Below are 14,964 nucleotides of genomic sequence, written 5' to 3' on the forward strand. Positions count from 1 at the left end.
TTACATCCATCAGGATAGTGTTCCAATTTCTTTTTGGGATAACATAAATATCAGAGTAAACCTCTTAAACCAATGGGATCTATTCTATCTTTTTCATAATCTACTACCCTTTTTTTAATATGCCAGTTTTTATCATTATCTTTTTCAAAAAAATCAAAGACCCGACAAAAAACAGTCATATCGGCATCCATATTGTTTAGTTTTATTCTGCCGGAAAATATGGTGCTGCTTTCACAAATAGCTCTTTTTTGATTTACTGTAATTTGCATGTTTGCGATGAGATGCTTACTCTCATTCATTTTCTTCACTGCCTCCAGAAAGCCATCTACAGGGCCAGTGTAGAACAAGGTCACAATGCTTCCATCAGGCGTAAAACAATTTCTTAAATTATCCCATTCCCTGCGATCTCGATAAAATGCCCGATTAGATACCATTTCAGCTATCTTTTGCTTATCCATAACTAATTCCAAAGCATCTTCATTGATTTGCATTTTGATTATCCCTTAAGCAATTCATCTATATTAAGTGTACTATAATATTTAGCGACTAGACTTATTTTGATTCAATTTTATCTATTAGCGAACAAAATCGTAAGGGGACAACAACGCGAAAAATTGTCAATAAACATCAAGTTTAGGAAATATAAGTCCATTTTCCTCTTTGTTTACAACACCAGTTTGTGTATACTGTCTGCCAGCGTCGATTTGAAAACTCAGCTTGCGGACGCTCAAAAGAGTTAACTTTTTTGAAAATACGGCTAAAGCGGGCATAGTATCACATCCCTCTTAGTCTTCCGCAGCATATTCCAGGTTATAGCAATGATAGAATTGTGTGGATTAACTAAATCCTTTGCGGGAAAACTCGCGTTAAAAGACATTAACTTATTTATCCAGGAAGGCGAAATATTTGGCATTATAGGTAAAAGTGGAGCGGGAAAATCTACTTTACTGCGGTGTATCAATTTATTAGAAAGACCAGATACAGGGGAAGTCATTATTGATGGCCAAAACCTCATGGAGCTGTCTACTAAAAATCTCGCAATAGCGCGTCACAAAATCGCGATGATATTCCAACATTTTAACTTATTAAGCTCCAAAACTGTTTACGATAATATCGCTCTTCCCATGCGCATTCAGGGAATAAGTGAAGAAGACATTAAAGTTAAAATTGATGAGTTATTACCTATCGTCGAGTTAACTGATAAAAAACATGCCTACCCATCACAACTAAGTGGTGGTCAAAAACAACGCGTTGCTATTGCCCGAGCCTTAAGTTGCTCCCCCAAAATACTACTTTGCGATGAAGCAACCTCCGCACTTGATCCTGAAACAACAGATTCTATTCTGGCATTATTAAAAAAAATAAATAGCTTATATGGCATCACGATAGTCGTCATTACTCATGAAATGGATGTGGTGAAGCGAATTTGCAACAGACTTTCTGTCATGGAAAGGGGATTGATAGTTGAGACAACCGCCCTGTCCAATGTATTTAATAATGAAGACAGTCTGGCACGTAGCATGCTCTATGCTCAGTTAAGCCCCGAGCTTCCTCAATGCCTTACCAGCCGACTAGCCGATTATGCTACAGAAAAACCCCTGCTTCGTTTATTTTTCAAAGGAGAAGAAGCAACAGTTCCTTTCATCAGCCAAACCAGCCGAGAACTGAACCTGGATATTAATATTTTATTGGCCAACATCGATCGCTACGATGCAATCACGTGCGGTGTTCTGGTTGTGGAATTAACAGCAAACCCATTGCTGCTTGAAGCTTTTATTGAGCGTTGTAAGCAAGCTGATTTAACTGTGGAGATTTTAGGCTATGTCTTACCCAATGGTATATGATTTACTCAATGCAACCGGTGAAACACTGTATATGGTATTTACCAGTACTTTATTTGCCGTACTCCTTGGCCTGCCCTTAGGTACCTTACTGTATTCTGCCAAACACATAAAACCCAATCCAAAATTACATAAAATACTTTCTGCGCTCATTAATATTTTTCGCTCTATTCCGTTTATTATTTTATTAGTAGCGATCATCCCATTAACTCGCCTTATCGTTGGAACGTCTATTGGAATGAATGCAGCAATCGTCCCTCTAACGCTAGGAGCAACTCCATTTTTCGCACGGCTGGTAGATAATGTTTATCAAAGCCTACCCGCAGGCCTTATTGAAACAGGATACTCAATGGGAGCAACAACCCGCCAGATCATCTATCATATATTATTACCAGAAGCTCGACCTGGATTAATTCATGCAATCACAGTGACAGCCATTACTTTGGTTAATTACTCTGCAATGGCAGGTACAGTAGGAGCTGGCGGATTAGGCACTCTGGCCATAAACTATGGTTATCAGCGTTTTAATGCGGGTATCATGCTGTCAACAGTAATTGTATTAATAATACTGGTCCAAATCATGCAAATGCTTGGTGATTATTTAGCGAAACGTTTTTCACATCATTAATTTAAGAGAGCCTATAATGCGAATTCTAAGTTATTTGGTATTAATATTCAGCCTGGTTGCCTGCAGTAGCAAGCCCTCGCCTAATACTCTGGTTATAGGAACTATAGCAGGTCCAGAAACCGAACTGATTGAAACAGCCAAAGAAGTAGCTGAAAAAGAATACGGCCTAAACATCAAAATTGTAGAATTTAATGACTACAATTTACCGAACGAAGCATTACAGGATGGTAGCCTGGATGCCAATGTCTATCAGCATCTACCTTACTTAAAAGCAGCCATCCTGGCTCATGGATATAATCTGCAGGCCATAGGCAGAACCTTCGTCTATCCTATGGGCATTTATTCCAAAAAATATAAATCTCTGGAAGATATTCCAGAGAACAGTATTATTGCCGTCCCCAATGATCCCAGTAACGAAATGCGTGCTTTTTTATTACTTGAGGAATCTCATTTAATCACCTTAAATGATGCAGCCAATGCAGGAGTGCCCAGTATTGAAAGCAACCCTAAGAAATTACAATTTAAAGAAATGGATGCTGCTCAATTACCCAGAGTATTACCAGACGTTGCCGCAGCAGTAATTAATACAACCTTCGCTCTACCGGCAGGATTATCTCCCAGTATTGATGCCTTGCTTACAGAGAGTAAAGACTCTCCCTATGCCAATATCATTGTTATTCGCAAAGACACGCAAAAAAGACCTCAGTTGGAATTATTTGTTAAAGCATTAAACTCAGAACAAGTTAAAGCCAAAGCGAAAAAATTGTTTGGTGATGCTGCAATACCTGCCTGGTAAATTTATTATCATTCAACCCGATCACGTCTTGATCGGGTTTTCATACGCTTAATTTTTTCTTAATAAAATAGTGATATACTTTGAGTAACTAAATTATATTGTAGGTAGCTGATATGCATAAGCCTCTCCTTCAAAGTATCCCATTAATTGGCAAGTATCTTAAATCAGACAAACTGATAAAAGACCTGACACCAACTCAAATTTTAAAGCTAGGAGAGGCTTATCACCAGGTTATAGGCTTAGGAAATAACCCTTCTTTTGCGGCAACAGCTTTTAAGAAACTTGATGCACAGAGAATAGAAGATAATATCAAAGTCACAGGAGCGATGACCGGGCCTGATGGTGTGTCTATTCTTGAAAAAGCCAAACACCCTGATGCCACTATATCTAGCGCAGCAAATGCAGTACAAACTCAAGTAGCTGCCACTCTAAAACCATCAAATGCTTATGATAAAGCCATGAGTAAATTTAATAAAAATGTCGCAACCTTCAAAGATTTGGTAAAGCGAATACCTCAAGACGGCTTTGGCGCTCAAGATGTAATAAGCACCATGAAATATTATGTCGATAAATCAAGAGCCGCCGTGGTTACTCAACATAATCTTGATAAGCAACAATTAGCCGCTCAATTTGGAGATCAGACATTTAAAGACAATTTAATGAAAACATACAGCATTGATAAAAATGATGCTGACGCAGATGTGAAAATAGAGGTCATCAAAAATAACATGATCAAAGATCTGACCTCTGCCCATAAAAAGCAATTAAGCGAGTTTGATAAAGCCACTTCTGAATCATTAAATACGCTGCATAAAGCTGCGGCAGCAGAAATGCAAAAAATGGGTGTAATAGAGACGATTAAGAAAGCAAATGCAAGCAACGTTGCAATGCTTGAGATTCTTGCCGAAGAAAATAGAAGAAAACTGGGGCTGGCTAAAGATGAACCCACTGGAATTATGGTCAATATTGACCGTGAGAAGGCAAAATTAAGTCATGCCCAGCTTGCCGACATAACGCAATTCGAATCCATAACAGGCATGGAGATAAAGCAGCCCCAACCAGGCACATTCGTATTATATTTCCCAGCGATAAGCCCAAGATACAATCAAAGTCTCCAGCAAAAACCACTTGCTGATATGTTGCTTATAGCTCAGGCTATTAAAGCACAGGGATTTGACAAAATTGATTGGACTATTGATATTGGTGATGAAGACACACTGATGGAAAGAGCAAAACAAGCCTATATGGCATCTGTAAGATCAGGAATTTTGATTGACAACATCAGTATTCGAGATGGAAAAGGGAGAACCTTAAAACTCGAAGACATTTATAAAGATGCTCCTAGCGAATTAAGAGATCTGAGACAAAGAGAGAACGAAATTAAAGCAGAACTGCAGGGCTTAAGCCTCCCTAAGGCGGAAGCAGCTAAAGTTACAAACGTTAAAGCAGCAATGAAAAACATAAGGGCAGAGCATTTAGCTAATCCTCCAGCGGAAGAGGAAGAGCCTGATGAAGAAGCGGAGCAAGCGGCTACTGCGAGCTCTTCTGCAAGTGGACCTAAATAACGCGAAGGCATGTTTTTGTAGCAACACGAAACATAACCAGCAATGGATAAGGAATAGTTCGGGTAACATACTCATCGTTGCCTCGGACTGTTCTTTTTTAGCCTTGAACATATGCTCAAAAAATTCCACTGTTCCTTAGCCCCGAATTCTGTTATTTTAAATAAGATTTCAACGAAAAATGTTGATTCGCATAAATATAATTCAAGTTGTAACTCCTTTTTCAGAAATGGAATTCAACGGGTTAGCTAGGGAGATGGCTATGAGTACTCGCGGTTTTGATGACTTTGATAATGATATTGAAGAAGTAACTGAAGCAGCACCAATTATTCCAGAAGCAAGCCCTTCTACCAAATTAGAACGACGCCGGAAAATTGAAGATTTATTTGAAGAAAAGCGATTACGAGAAGAACTCGCAGAATTTGGGTAATAACCGAATTGTAATAATCCTTAATTTAAACGGCTATAAATGATTAATAGCAAACTGGATAAAACCTTTATTATCCAGTTTACACTCTTTCCTGCAATACCAAGCAGCAAGAGCACATACCCCACATTCTTTTTAACCAAGACATGGCTCTATGGTACAATGGTGTTCGGCGATATAACAAAGAACAACCTAATCCGATTGCTGGAGACTTCTCCTGACTAAAATAGCACTGCACTCTCAAATTTCTATTTTTTAACTAAGTTAAATCGTATGATTACCTATGATGGTAACAAGCAATGAGCAATTTGTTAATTAGGAACTTGTGTTGAATTTACACTTCACAGCACGATCTTTAGTGCCAGGCCAAATATCTTTGGCCGACTGAAATTGGCTTCTTCGTTGTTGGGCTGGTTTGGTGCTCCAGTTCATAGCCCTCATCATCCACGGCACGCCATAAATAATACGCACCACGTATGCGTAATTGCTGCTCATCCAGGTGCCATTTGTCCGATGGTCTAGACGCTCGTTTCTTAATGACGCTCTTAAAATGGGACTCAAATTTAATACACCATTGACGTATCGTTTCATAGCTGACATCAATACCTCGGTACAGCAAGCGCTCCAAGAAATCCCGGTAACTGTCGTTAAATCGATGACCGAGATGCTGATTCATTCCAATGGATAGCGGTATCTTTTCGGCTTCCTTTCTAGCATCGCATTCTTCCTGTAAATAAAATACAGTCTAGGCCAAAAGTTAACTTGACGGTGCCATTTAAAAGGCTTAAAGCGAATAATATAATCTTAATGTTTATGTTATATACTTTAATAAATATTAAAAAGCCTGAGATTCATTATGAAACTAGATACAGCAGCAAAAAATAAGCTTATTGAAGGCATAGATCGGGTTTATAGCGGCTATGTTGCCCTCGATTGTACCGAGAGTACAAAAATATTCGGTGATCCAAAACAGTCCTTATCTGAAGTGGCGCATCAAATGATCGCATCAGGTGAAACGCAAAAGCTATTTAAAGTTGGAAATTTAAATGGTGCTATCAAATTAATGCCGATGCTCGATGGCACCTACTCAATTCATATTACCCCACAACAAAAATCTCAAATAATGACCTTTGATGAGATTGCAAACCCAGATAATGCTGAACAACTGGTCGCATTGCTCGCTAACCAATCTATAGAGATAGACCCAAAACAACCACATCCTTATATCAATGTCGACAATCATGATGGGAGTTCCTCTATTCGCATCGGTGGAGATAAGATTCCACTTTATCGTACTCACCTTGTCACTTTGCACAAAATAAGAGAACGATTAGTTGCAGGCGAAGACGTTTCAAATCTGTTAGTCGCACTCGCGACAGGATCAGGGAAAACATTCGTGCAAGCGTTATGGCTTGCCTGCTTGCATTCAGCGGGAATGAAAGGATTTTTTGGAGCTCCAGGTAACCTTGTTGATCAATTTATTGGCGATCTAAAGCGCCTGTTGCCAGAATCGTTAGTTGATGAAAAAATTGGCAGAATGGGTGATAAAGAAGGGTTTTTAGGTCAAGAAAAAGATCAGGAAAAGGATATTGTTGTCGGTAATGCATTTCAAGCATTGGATGATTACTATGAGCAACTGAGCGAGTGTGATGAACAAGAGTTCATGTTAAGCTTTGACGAACAGCATTTATTAATGCGCGTCGAACGTCGTCGGTTGAGATTAATTGATTTATCAGAGCGTTTTTTATCCTGCTTTTTAACCGCCACCCCTAATGAAGAAACCTATGATTTATGTGGGAAAAATCCTGTTGCCACCATGTCCAATAAGCAAAAGGAACAGGCAAATCAAGGTAAGATCCCAAAAACCATAACACTTAATGCAAAATCAGCCAGCGATAAAAATGGCAATACAGTAGGATTTTTTGCTCGTATTCAACGATGGTTTAACATCTTCTTATCAGACTCCATCCAGAAACAACCCACGTCGGCAGCTGTTCAAGTAATGGATGATCTACCTTTTATCATGCAAGACGTCGATGGAAGAATCCAACACTCAGTTCGCCGAAAAATGTTGTTTTTAGTTGATGACCCAGACTCCTTAATTAATTTATGTCACCGAATAAATGAGCCACAGAGTCGAGAAGTCTACGACAATGGGAATTTATATTCCCGAGAAGCAATCGGACAGTTACTGCAAATTGATGATGTTGATTCGGCTTTGTATGATGAAGAAATGCTGGAAATCGGGCTTGGCCTGATAGGTCTCGATAAAAATGAATTAGCATCTATGGATGCTGAGGCTCAAGAGAAAACCATTGAGAGCGCCCAAAATATGGCTCATAAGCAACAAGCAATGGATCAGCATCTTAAAGCCAATATTTCTCATAATTTTCTCGATCACATCCTAACGGATGCCATGGGGATGAATCTTCTTGAGCTGAATAAATATCGTCAAGAAAACCCAGAAGTTTATAGGCTTCATGCACTTCTAAATTTGGGTGTAATTACACAAGATGAGCTCACACCATTTGACAAAAAATTATTATCTGAGCATCAAATCGATTATGACGAGATTAAACCAGCAGACCGTTCAAAAGAGCATTATCAGAGAAGATTAGCCAATAAGATTGATGCTCAAGGGGCAGATCAAATCAGTACCATACTTACCGGGATGGCTAAAAACCTACGTCATCAATTATCAAACAATAAATATTCACCAGATCAACAAAATCAATATTTGATAAACGATCCATCTGAAGACAAATGCATGGCATTTATTGTACGTGATACAGGATTTGATGCCTATGCAAAAGACCATCTTGTCTTATGCGTGATGGACGATATGAGAAGCAAAGACTTGCCCATTGAATTAGATATGCAAGGCAAACCAAGACCATTCTGGGGCTTAAAACGAAATACTTATCGTTTGTATGATGAAAGTGGTATGAAGTCCGGTCAAGCTAAGCCAAGATCCTTGAAACCAATCGAAGCGCTTAATCCAGACGCTGAAGAAAATCGCTTTACACCAAATTATGCAGACATAACAGAATCTCAGGCTGACCAATATTTCAAGTTAGGTTTTGTTGGCGCATATATGAGTAATCGAAAAACAGAAGGGTTCAGTGATTTGAATTTACATACGGTTGTCGATGTGTGCAACCACGGTGGTCAGCGCCTAAACGGCCCTGATAAATTATTGCAGGGATTAGGACGTAACCGTGGTTTAGATGAAACCATTGAACCGTTGTTTGTTCATTCGCTTGGTAACGGTCAGACTTCCGCATTTGCACTGAGAAATTTAGACAAAGAAGACTATTACAAAGAATACTTCCAGGGCATGCGCTCTTTTAGAGAAGCCTACTTAAAGCTACTGGGGGACAAGTTAGCTCAAGACATTATTTCAGAATACCATGACCGCGTCGAACCAGACGGTAGTTTTGATACTGAGAGGTATCGTCGTAAAATAATGCTGATGATACGTGAGGACTTAAGAGAAATTAATAGTCTTAATAACCACGAAATAAAAATCAGTCGCAGACAATTAAGCAAAGTGCTCAAGCAAGCTGAAAAAAGACTCGATGAACACGTTAATAATGTTGAAAATTCTAATAGATTATCAGGCCTGGTCCACTTTATTGGTAATGTGATGACTGCCATTGCTACAGTATACACATGGTCGCAGCAGAGAGAGCCAAAACGTGAATTACAAAAAGCTGTTGGTAATAGCACTAAACAGGCTGACAGGGTTTATCATAAGATGCTGAGCAACACGAACATCAGACAATTAATTGCCAAGCGTTTTGTTTCTGCTGAAATATTAGTCATGTTTAGCAAGCAACGAGACATCATTCAAGCAATCGTCTTAAGAAATCCTAAAAAGTATCTAAAAACAGAGTTAAGAGAGCAGACTGAAACATATGAAAAGGAAGCAATAAAACCTATGCTACTGAAGTTTATTTCGGATGGCTACTATGAACGCGCCAAAAAAGCACTTGATGCTCATCCTGACCTACTCGGATTTATGAATAAAAATAAAAATTTGTTTGAACCATTACAAAAAGATGATATCCAGGAAGAAGAAGTGAAAGAGATTGTGATAAAACTCTTTCAACAAATGGAGGACACCAAAGGCATCAAAGGTTCTGATATCATCGATGCCATTAACCTGGGTAAATCTTATCAAGAAAAATTCAGCAAAGGCCTAAAAGAGATACTGGATGAGAAAACCCAAGCGCAAATTACTCAGGGAATTAGTGACGACTTTATAAAAGGAATCAAGGCAAAAATGATGCCTCTTTTAATGCCTGAAGACCAGGAAAAATTAGAAAATGGGCTAACGCATGAAGTCGGGCAACAATTCTGCAAAGCCATGCTTGAGGGCCATGCAAAATTCCTTCGAGGGGAAGACGGTGGCATTGATATAGAGGATCAAAAAGCGGTATTTGAATTATTCAATACCCACCTGGGAGAAAATGCGGTTCAAAATCCAGAGGAATTGATAGAAGCCTACCAACAAGGGATGAGCGATTTACAGAAAGAATTAGAAGACTCACCTGTGAAAGCAATGAATGACGACAAGTTTAATGAGTTAAAAGGAATATACAAAGAAAAAATTATTCCTTCGATGATAAATTTGTGCCCCTATGATCAAAGGAAAACCATTCAAGGTAAAATAACCGATGACACGATTGAAGCATTCATGAAGGAGCACTCAGAAACCCTTCAACAAATGGATGATGATGGGAAGCCCACCGAAGAAATTGCAAATTTTGTATTATCCGAGATAACCGGAGAAAAGATTACCAGCGCCCAATCACCTAAGGTTGTTGAACAACAAGTGACTGAAGGCATGCAAGCAGTTTTGAACACCAAACAGACATTTAGTGTTGCAAATGCAGCTAATGGAGTGAAGGCTTTGTTTTGGGGAGTTACTAAAGCGGTGACGCGCCAAAAAGGGTTCGTCGAAGCGGTTAAAGGAAACTATGCTAAGAACATTGTAATAGACGATAATTTTTTAAAATTTTTTTCGACACTAATCCCTTTGGAGCAATACCTAGTACTTAAGGAAAAAATAAAAGCAGACTCAATAGTTGCTGATGCCGTGGCTGATAAGCTGGTGAAGCTTGGGGATGACGCACGGGACCCGAACAAACTAGTTGATGGTGTCGCTGAAGCAGCTGGCATGAAACTGGACTTTGTAGGTGATAATGCCGAGGCTGCCAAAAAAGAAATTACGGCAATGCTGTCACAAAAAGATACCAATCCCAGTGCTTTATTGAAGCAGGATGTTATTGAATCACTATCTAAGCCTACCAAAGCGACATTGATTCCCATTCTGGCAAAATATATTTCTGATGATACGGCAAGAAGTGATTTCATTGAACATTGTAAAGCGATTCCAGATGATAAATTATTTGACTTTATCGTTCAAAATGAAGCATTGTTGAGCGGCATGAATGTTGATGATTTTGAAGGCATGAAACCATCTCTACTTAAATTATTAAATGATTTGAATGACTTGGATCCTAAAGAGAGCAAAATAGCGAAAATTGAGGAAAAACACCTCCGTTCATTAACAGACTTCGTAGAAAACCAGGTAACCAGTCTTCAAGACGTGACGGAAGTCGAAATAATCAGTGAGTATTTACGTTCCAGTCAGTTTTTAAGCGTCGTTCAGCTTGCTTATAATGAACAAGATTTAAGTAAAATTGCAGAGGTTCTGAAAGATGATGACAAAAGAAGTAAATTAGCAGCCAGAATTAAGCTCTTTGAAGGAGAGATGGATAATCTGGATCAACTATTTTCTGAGCTGGTAGAAGTGAAACAGTTAGATCACAGGTTAGAAGAAGCGGTTACGTTTATAGAGGATTTAGCATCATCTGAAGACGCTCCTTTAAAAAATTTGGATAAAGAAACACTAAATGCCTTAATCCATGACCGATTAATTAAACGTTTAGATCATCGCCTGATTAAAGAACAATTTGCAATCACCCTAGGGACACTGAATGAAAATGAGTTAGGAGAATTACTTTTTGCAATGTATGACTCTAATCCTCCAATGATTGCTAAAAAGCTTGTAGAGTTTAATCAATTATTGCAGCAAGGTGACACTAAAGCGATAACTGAACAATTTTTATCAAAAACGTATGATGATTTTGAGAATCTACCTCTGATACATGTCTTTAAAGTAGCTTCTGACATCCATGAAGAGATGATGAGAGTTCACTGCCACTTTAATGAGCATGATATGCAGGGAAAACCCTCAGATACTACAAAACCTAAAATTTATGAAAAATTATCCGTAGCGGTTCAAGGGATTACAGTAAAAGATACTGCTGAATTTGCAAATCAAATTTCTTATCTTCGAGGTTTACAAAACGCTTTTCCGGAAGCCAATGAGCTACATAAAGCAAATCATGCTGATGAGGTAAGGCACATTAAACGAATCAGGGATAAGGTTCTCGACCCAATTCGCATAAAAATAGGTCGCTCAGCTGTTGAAAATTGGTTTGCGGACAAACTAAATGCTATAAAATCTGGGTTACGTTCGTTTGGTAAACTTATCGCCAGCGCCTTTGAAGCTGTATTTTCTAGGGGAGCCCCCACTGAACCGGTGATACCCGATGAACACAAACAACAGCGCAAAGAGGATAAAAAAGAGGCCATTGATTTTACTGACTCAATAATGAAGCTAGCCAAATTAACCAAAAATGATGTAAAAAAAGATGGGCCAATGGAAGCGGTCGATACCCTTTTGCAATCAGAAACACCAGAAACTGTTGAGGATGAGCCCGTAACAAAAACGTTAGCAAAACGTTCGTTGCATGAAGTGGTAAGGGGCGAAAGAGAAGATTCTGGCCCTACATTAAGACCTCTGCGCTGAGGGGCGACTTGGATCCACTTCCAGGACATAAGGAATTAAATATGGGTTAAATTACAGAAACGGGGCAAATGCGAACTGAGCCTGTAAAGTGTTCTGTAACTTCTCTTTTGGGTCTGGCACTAAAGATCGTGCTGTGAAGTGTAAATTCAACACAAGTTCCTAATTAACAAATTGCTTTCGTGCTTTGACTGTTTATGTGGCCTAATGGAACGAATATCAGCTAAAAAAATGGCACAAAGAGTTTCAAGTTTGCTTAAGGCACAGAATCCTAATTATGATTATCTTAGAGACGTGTTCAGGTTTGTAAGAGAGAATCTTAATATCGAGGTTACCGCAACACCAAAACGCTTACCCTATGTACCCACAGAAGATGAAATTAAGCTTTTTTATAAAGCAGTTTGGGAATCCCACGATATAGTTCCTATGCTTATCGTAAAAGTTTTGCTTTATACTGGAATAAGGGTTAGTGAGTTAATTAATATACAGTTATCTGATGTTGATTTGACCAATTGTCGAATAAAAATAAACCAAGGAAAAGGAAAAAAGATAGGGTTGTACCTTTTTCACCGGCATTTAAAGAAACATTGCCTCTTCATATAAAACAATATAAAAATGAAAACAGGCTATTTTTATTCGAGTCAGGATTTCGTCGTCACTATACTGATCGTGGAATTAGAAAAATTCTGATGAGATATACTAAGCTTGCTGGTATTGAACGCTCTATCTCTCCTCACAAGCTAAGACATTTTTTATTTACCTGGTTTAAGAAAAAAAATATCGATGATGCTTTTATTCAACCTTATTCAGGTCATGTTAAAAGAGACTCTTTAGAAATTTATTCCAAATTGAGCTTGGCTGATGCACAAGATAAGTATAATGATGTTATTGGCGATTTTCCGATCTAACCTTTTGAATTTTTGCGCCAGAGCGCAAGTTCCGGATCGCTAGGCCTAATTCATTCTCATCCTGCTTACACCTGAATTTATTAGAAAACTAAGAGCCTATTCACAGAGATATCCACAGAAAATGTGGATAAATAAACACATGTTATAAAATAATAAAAAGAAGATATGCCTGATGCAGCAAGGGCTAATTAAGAAACTGAGTTTTGATTTAGGATAAATAGCAAAAGAGTCTGGAAAAAATATCCACAGGCGAGAAAAAACTAATTTAGATATTTAGTCGTGCATGATAACAATAAAATAATTAAAAAAACAGTCTTGACTGGCACGATTTTTGAAAAATACCAAATTAGACTAATACATTTTAATCATTATGAAAATAAACGGACGACTTGTAGCACCAGGTACATAGTGCCTCAATATTTTCATATAACAATGCTTGTTTGAAGGCTAAATAAACTTAATGCAAACGGGTGGACAGTCCCACCCTCTTCTCTTGAAAAGATGCTACGTTCAAACTAAATAATTAAAACCTTAGCTCCAGGATTTGCTTTTACCCAATCAGCCACATATTCGATGTAGTTATTTTTGCCAACAGCAACACATCCTCGAGTTGAACCTGGTAAGCTATTTAACCAACTAAAACGACCTGATGATTGCGTTGGGCCATGGATCCCAACATCTCTGCCAGTATACCCTGCTGCTCGTTGTTTTGAGGTAGGATAAAGTATAGGAATAAACACTTTGAATTGATTGGATTTTCTTGGATGCGCCAAGCCATATAAACCAATTGGAGTTTTATTATCTCCCGCCTTTTTTTTACCCACACCTTTATATCCAAGCGCTACTTTAAACGTCTTAATTACCGAGCCTTGTTTACAAATATTTAAAATTTGCTTTTTGGTATGTACATTAATCCCATTCGATAAAGGACATGTTGCACTATTAGCAAATAAAGTGACAGGAAAAAGAATAGATATCATTAAGTAAAATGCTTTTATTTTCATATAAACAAACAAATATTGTCTCAGATGGGCAAATATTATCCCATAATATGATCTTTATTCATAGAGCTTATCTGGCTAATTTTTTTACTAGAAATAACAGAAATTGGCAAACAATAAAGCAAGCAGTAGTTTGCATTGTTGAACGTTTTTCAAAACGAACAGCAAATTCGGTAACAATAGCAACGATTGAAGACCTTAAAATTCCACAAAATTAGTATTGAGTATTGCTGCAGATAGAGATAGCAACCTCATTCGAGTCAAAATTTACAGTTTAAATGCTAAGTCTTTGAAATCATAAATTTCGTCTCGAATCCCTCTTTTCTCACTGTCATTAAGTTAAGAATTTGGCCGTCATCCTGAGGAGTTAGCGACGAAGGATTGACGTACTTTTATTAAAACTTTATGGCAGTGCCCCTTTACTTTCCCTACAATCTCAAAGAAGGATGTGAAGTAGAAGTTATTAATTGGTTAGGTTTATTAAAAAATGTAAACGTTCCTGAATGACTTAAACTAGTTTTTATCTCATTATTATCTTCAGCTGATGAGCGAATAACTCCAGGATAAGTCTTAATAATTTCAGCAATTTCGTAATTATTCAGCATGTGCGCCAGCTCATCTGGATTTAGCTGAAGAAAACTATTTGTAACTGCCGCTTTATGTTTTAATAGAACATTCACTGCTTGTTTGTTCTTTAATAATACAGCAATGCGTAAAAATGTTAATCCAGGAATTGTATCGGTACACGTTTCGTTTAGAAGTTTAGGCAAACAAGATTTAAGTCCATTTTGGAAATACCCATTAACAAGCTCAAATTTGAGACTAATGTTTTGATTTATATCCATTCTTTTGTTGATAAAAATCTCTAGGTTCTGTGAACGAAATTTTAATTCCTTGAAAAGAAGGCAGTTTTATAGTGGA

10 protein-coding genes and 1 pseudogene are annotated in these 14,964 nt (G+C 37.9%); 7 read left to right on the forward strand and 4 right to left on the reverse strand.

Going from position 1 to position 14,964, the window contains the following annotated elements:
* Positions 1 to 50: 50 nt before the first annotated feature.
* Positions 51 to 491, reverse strand: a complete 441-nt coding sequence (locus Q0495_RS00245; protein ID WP_298621888.1) for a nuclear transport factor 2 family protein — start codon at positions 489 to 491, stop codon at positions 51 to 53.
* Positions 492 to 818: 327 nt separating this feature from the next.
* Here Q0495_RS00245 and Q0495_RS00250 point away from each other — a divergent pair, with 327 nt between their 5' ends.
* From Q0495_RS00250 to Q0495_RS00270, 5 genes are all read left to right on the forward strand, one after another.
* Positions 819 to 1,844 carry a methionine ABC transporter ATP-binding protein gene (locus tag Q0495_RS00250; protein ID WP_298621890.1) on the forward strand — a complete coding sequence of 342 codons (1,026 nt, stop codon included), beginning with the start codon at positions 819 to 821 and terminating at the stop codon, positions 1,842 to 1,844.
* Entirely contained in the window at positions 1,822 to 2,469 is a 648-nt protein-coding gene (locus Q0495_RS00255; protein WP_298621891.1) for a methionine ABC transporter permease, read from the forward strand. Before Q0495_RS00250 ends, Q0495_RS00255 begins: the two co-directional genes overlap by 23 nt.
* Positions 2,470 to 2,485: 16 nt before the next feature.
* Positions 2,486 to 3,265 (forward strand): MetQ/NlpA family ABC transporter substrate-binding protein, encoded by a 780-nt coding sequence (locus Q0495_RS00260; protein ID WP_298621892.1) that lies wholly within the window; start codon positions 2,486 to 2,488, stop codon positions 3,263 to 3,265.
* A gap of 113 nt (positions 3,266 to 3,378) precedes the next feature.
* Positions 3,379 to 4,830: a hypothetical protein gene (locus Q0495_RS00265; RefSeq protein WP_298621893.1), complete on the forward strand. Its 1,452-nt coding sequence runs from the start codon at positions 3,379 to 3,381 to the stop codon at positions 4,828 to 4,830.
* 259 nt (positions 4,831 to 5,089) lie between these two features.
* Complete coding sequence (locus Q0495_RS00270; RefSeq protein ID WP_298621894.1) at positions 5,090 to 5,257, forward strand: PA3496 family putative envelope integrity protein; 168 nt, start codon at positions 5,090 to 5,092, stop codon at positions 5,255 to 5,257.
* A gap of 352 nt (positions 5,258 to 5,609) precedes the next feature.
* On the opposite strand, the gene Q0495_RS00275 is transcribed toward Q0495_RS00270, so the two are convergent.
* On the reverse strand, positions 5,610 to 5,930 hold the full coding sequence (locus Q0495_RS00275) for a hypothetical protein (RefSeq protein WP_298621895.1): 321 nt from the start codon (positions 5,928 to 5,930) through the stop codon (positions 5,610 to 5,612).
* A 180-nt stretch (positions 5,931 to 6,110) separates the two neighbouring features.
* Here Q0495_RS00275 and Q0495_RS00280 point away from each other — a divergent pair, with 180 nt between their 5' ends.
* Positions 6,111 to 12,137 carry a DEAD/DEAH box helicase family protein gene (locus Q0495_RS00280; RefSeq protein WP_298621897.1) on the forward strand — a complete coding sequence of 2,009 codons (6,027 nt, stop codon included), beginning with the start codon at positions 6,111 to 6,113 and terminating at the stop codon, positions 12,135 to 12,137.
* Between the two features lie 423 nt (positions 12,138 to 12,560).
* Positions 12,561 to 13,042: pseudogene (locus Q0495_RS00285) on the forward strand (tyrosine-type recombinase/integrase).
* 515 nt (positions 13,043 to 13,557) lie between these two features.
* On the opposite strand, the gene Q0495_RS00290 reads toward Q0495_RS00285, so the two are convergent.
* The gene (locus Q0495_RS00290) at positions 13,558 to 14,046 is read right to left on the reverse strand and encodes a L,D-transpeptidase family protein (RefSeq protein WP_367274357.1); all 489 of its coding nucleotides are present in this window, start codon (positions 14,044 to 14,046) and stop codon (positions 13,558 to 13,560) included.
* Positions 14,047 to 14,471: 425 nt separating this feature from the next.
* Entirely contained in the window at positions 14,472 to 14,813 is a 342-nt protein-coding gene (locus Q0495_RS00295; protein WP_298621901.1) for a hypothetical protein, read from the reverse strand.
* Between the last annotated feature and the right edge of the window lie 151 nt (positions 14,814 to 14,964).

It is taken from the genome of uncultured Legionella sp., assembly GCF_937871865.1.
Lineage (GTDB): Bacteria > Pseudomonadota > Gammaproteobacteria > Legionellales > Legionellaceae > Legionella.

Bases quoted from the DNA above. Each gene is read 5' to 3' on its own strand.
- Q0495_RS00245 (WP_298621888.1), bottom strand. From the start codon at position 491: ATGCAAATCAATGAAGATGCTTTGGAATTAGTTATGGATAAGCAAAAG.
- Q0495_RS00250 (WP_298621890.1), top strand. From the start codon at position 819: ATGATAGAATTGTGTGGATTAACTAAATCCTTTGCGGGAAAACTCGCG.
- Q0495_RS00255 (WP_298621891.1), top strand. From the start codon at position 1,822: ATGTCTTACCCAATGGTATATGATTTACTCAATGCAACCGGTGAAACA.
- Q0495_RS00260 (WP_298621892.1), top strand. From the start codon at position 2,486: ATGCGAATTCTAAGTTATTTGGTATTAATATTCAGCCTGGTTGCCTGC.
- Q0495_RS00265 (WP_298621893.1), top strand. From the start codon at position 3,379: ATGCATAAGCCTCTCCTTCAAAGTATCCCATTAATTGGCAAGTATCTT.
- Q0495_RS00270 (WP_298621894.1), top strand. From the start codon at position 5,090: ATGAGTACTCGCGGTTTTGATGACTTTGATAATGATATTGAAGAAGTA.
- Q0495_RS00275 (WP_298621895.1), bottom strand. From the start codon at position 5,930: ATGAATCAGCATCTCGGTCATCGATTTAACGACAGTTACCGGGATTTC.
- Q0495_RS00280 (WP_298621897.1), top strand. From the start codon at position 6,111: ATGAAACTAGATACAGCAGCAAAAAATAAGCTTATTGAAGGCATAGAT.
- Q0495_RS00290 (WP_367274357.1), bottom strand. From the start codon at position 14,046: ATGAAAATAAAAGCATTTTACTTAATGATATCTATTCTTTTTCCTGTC.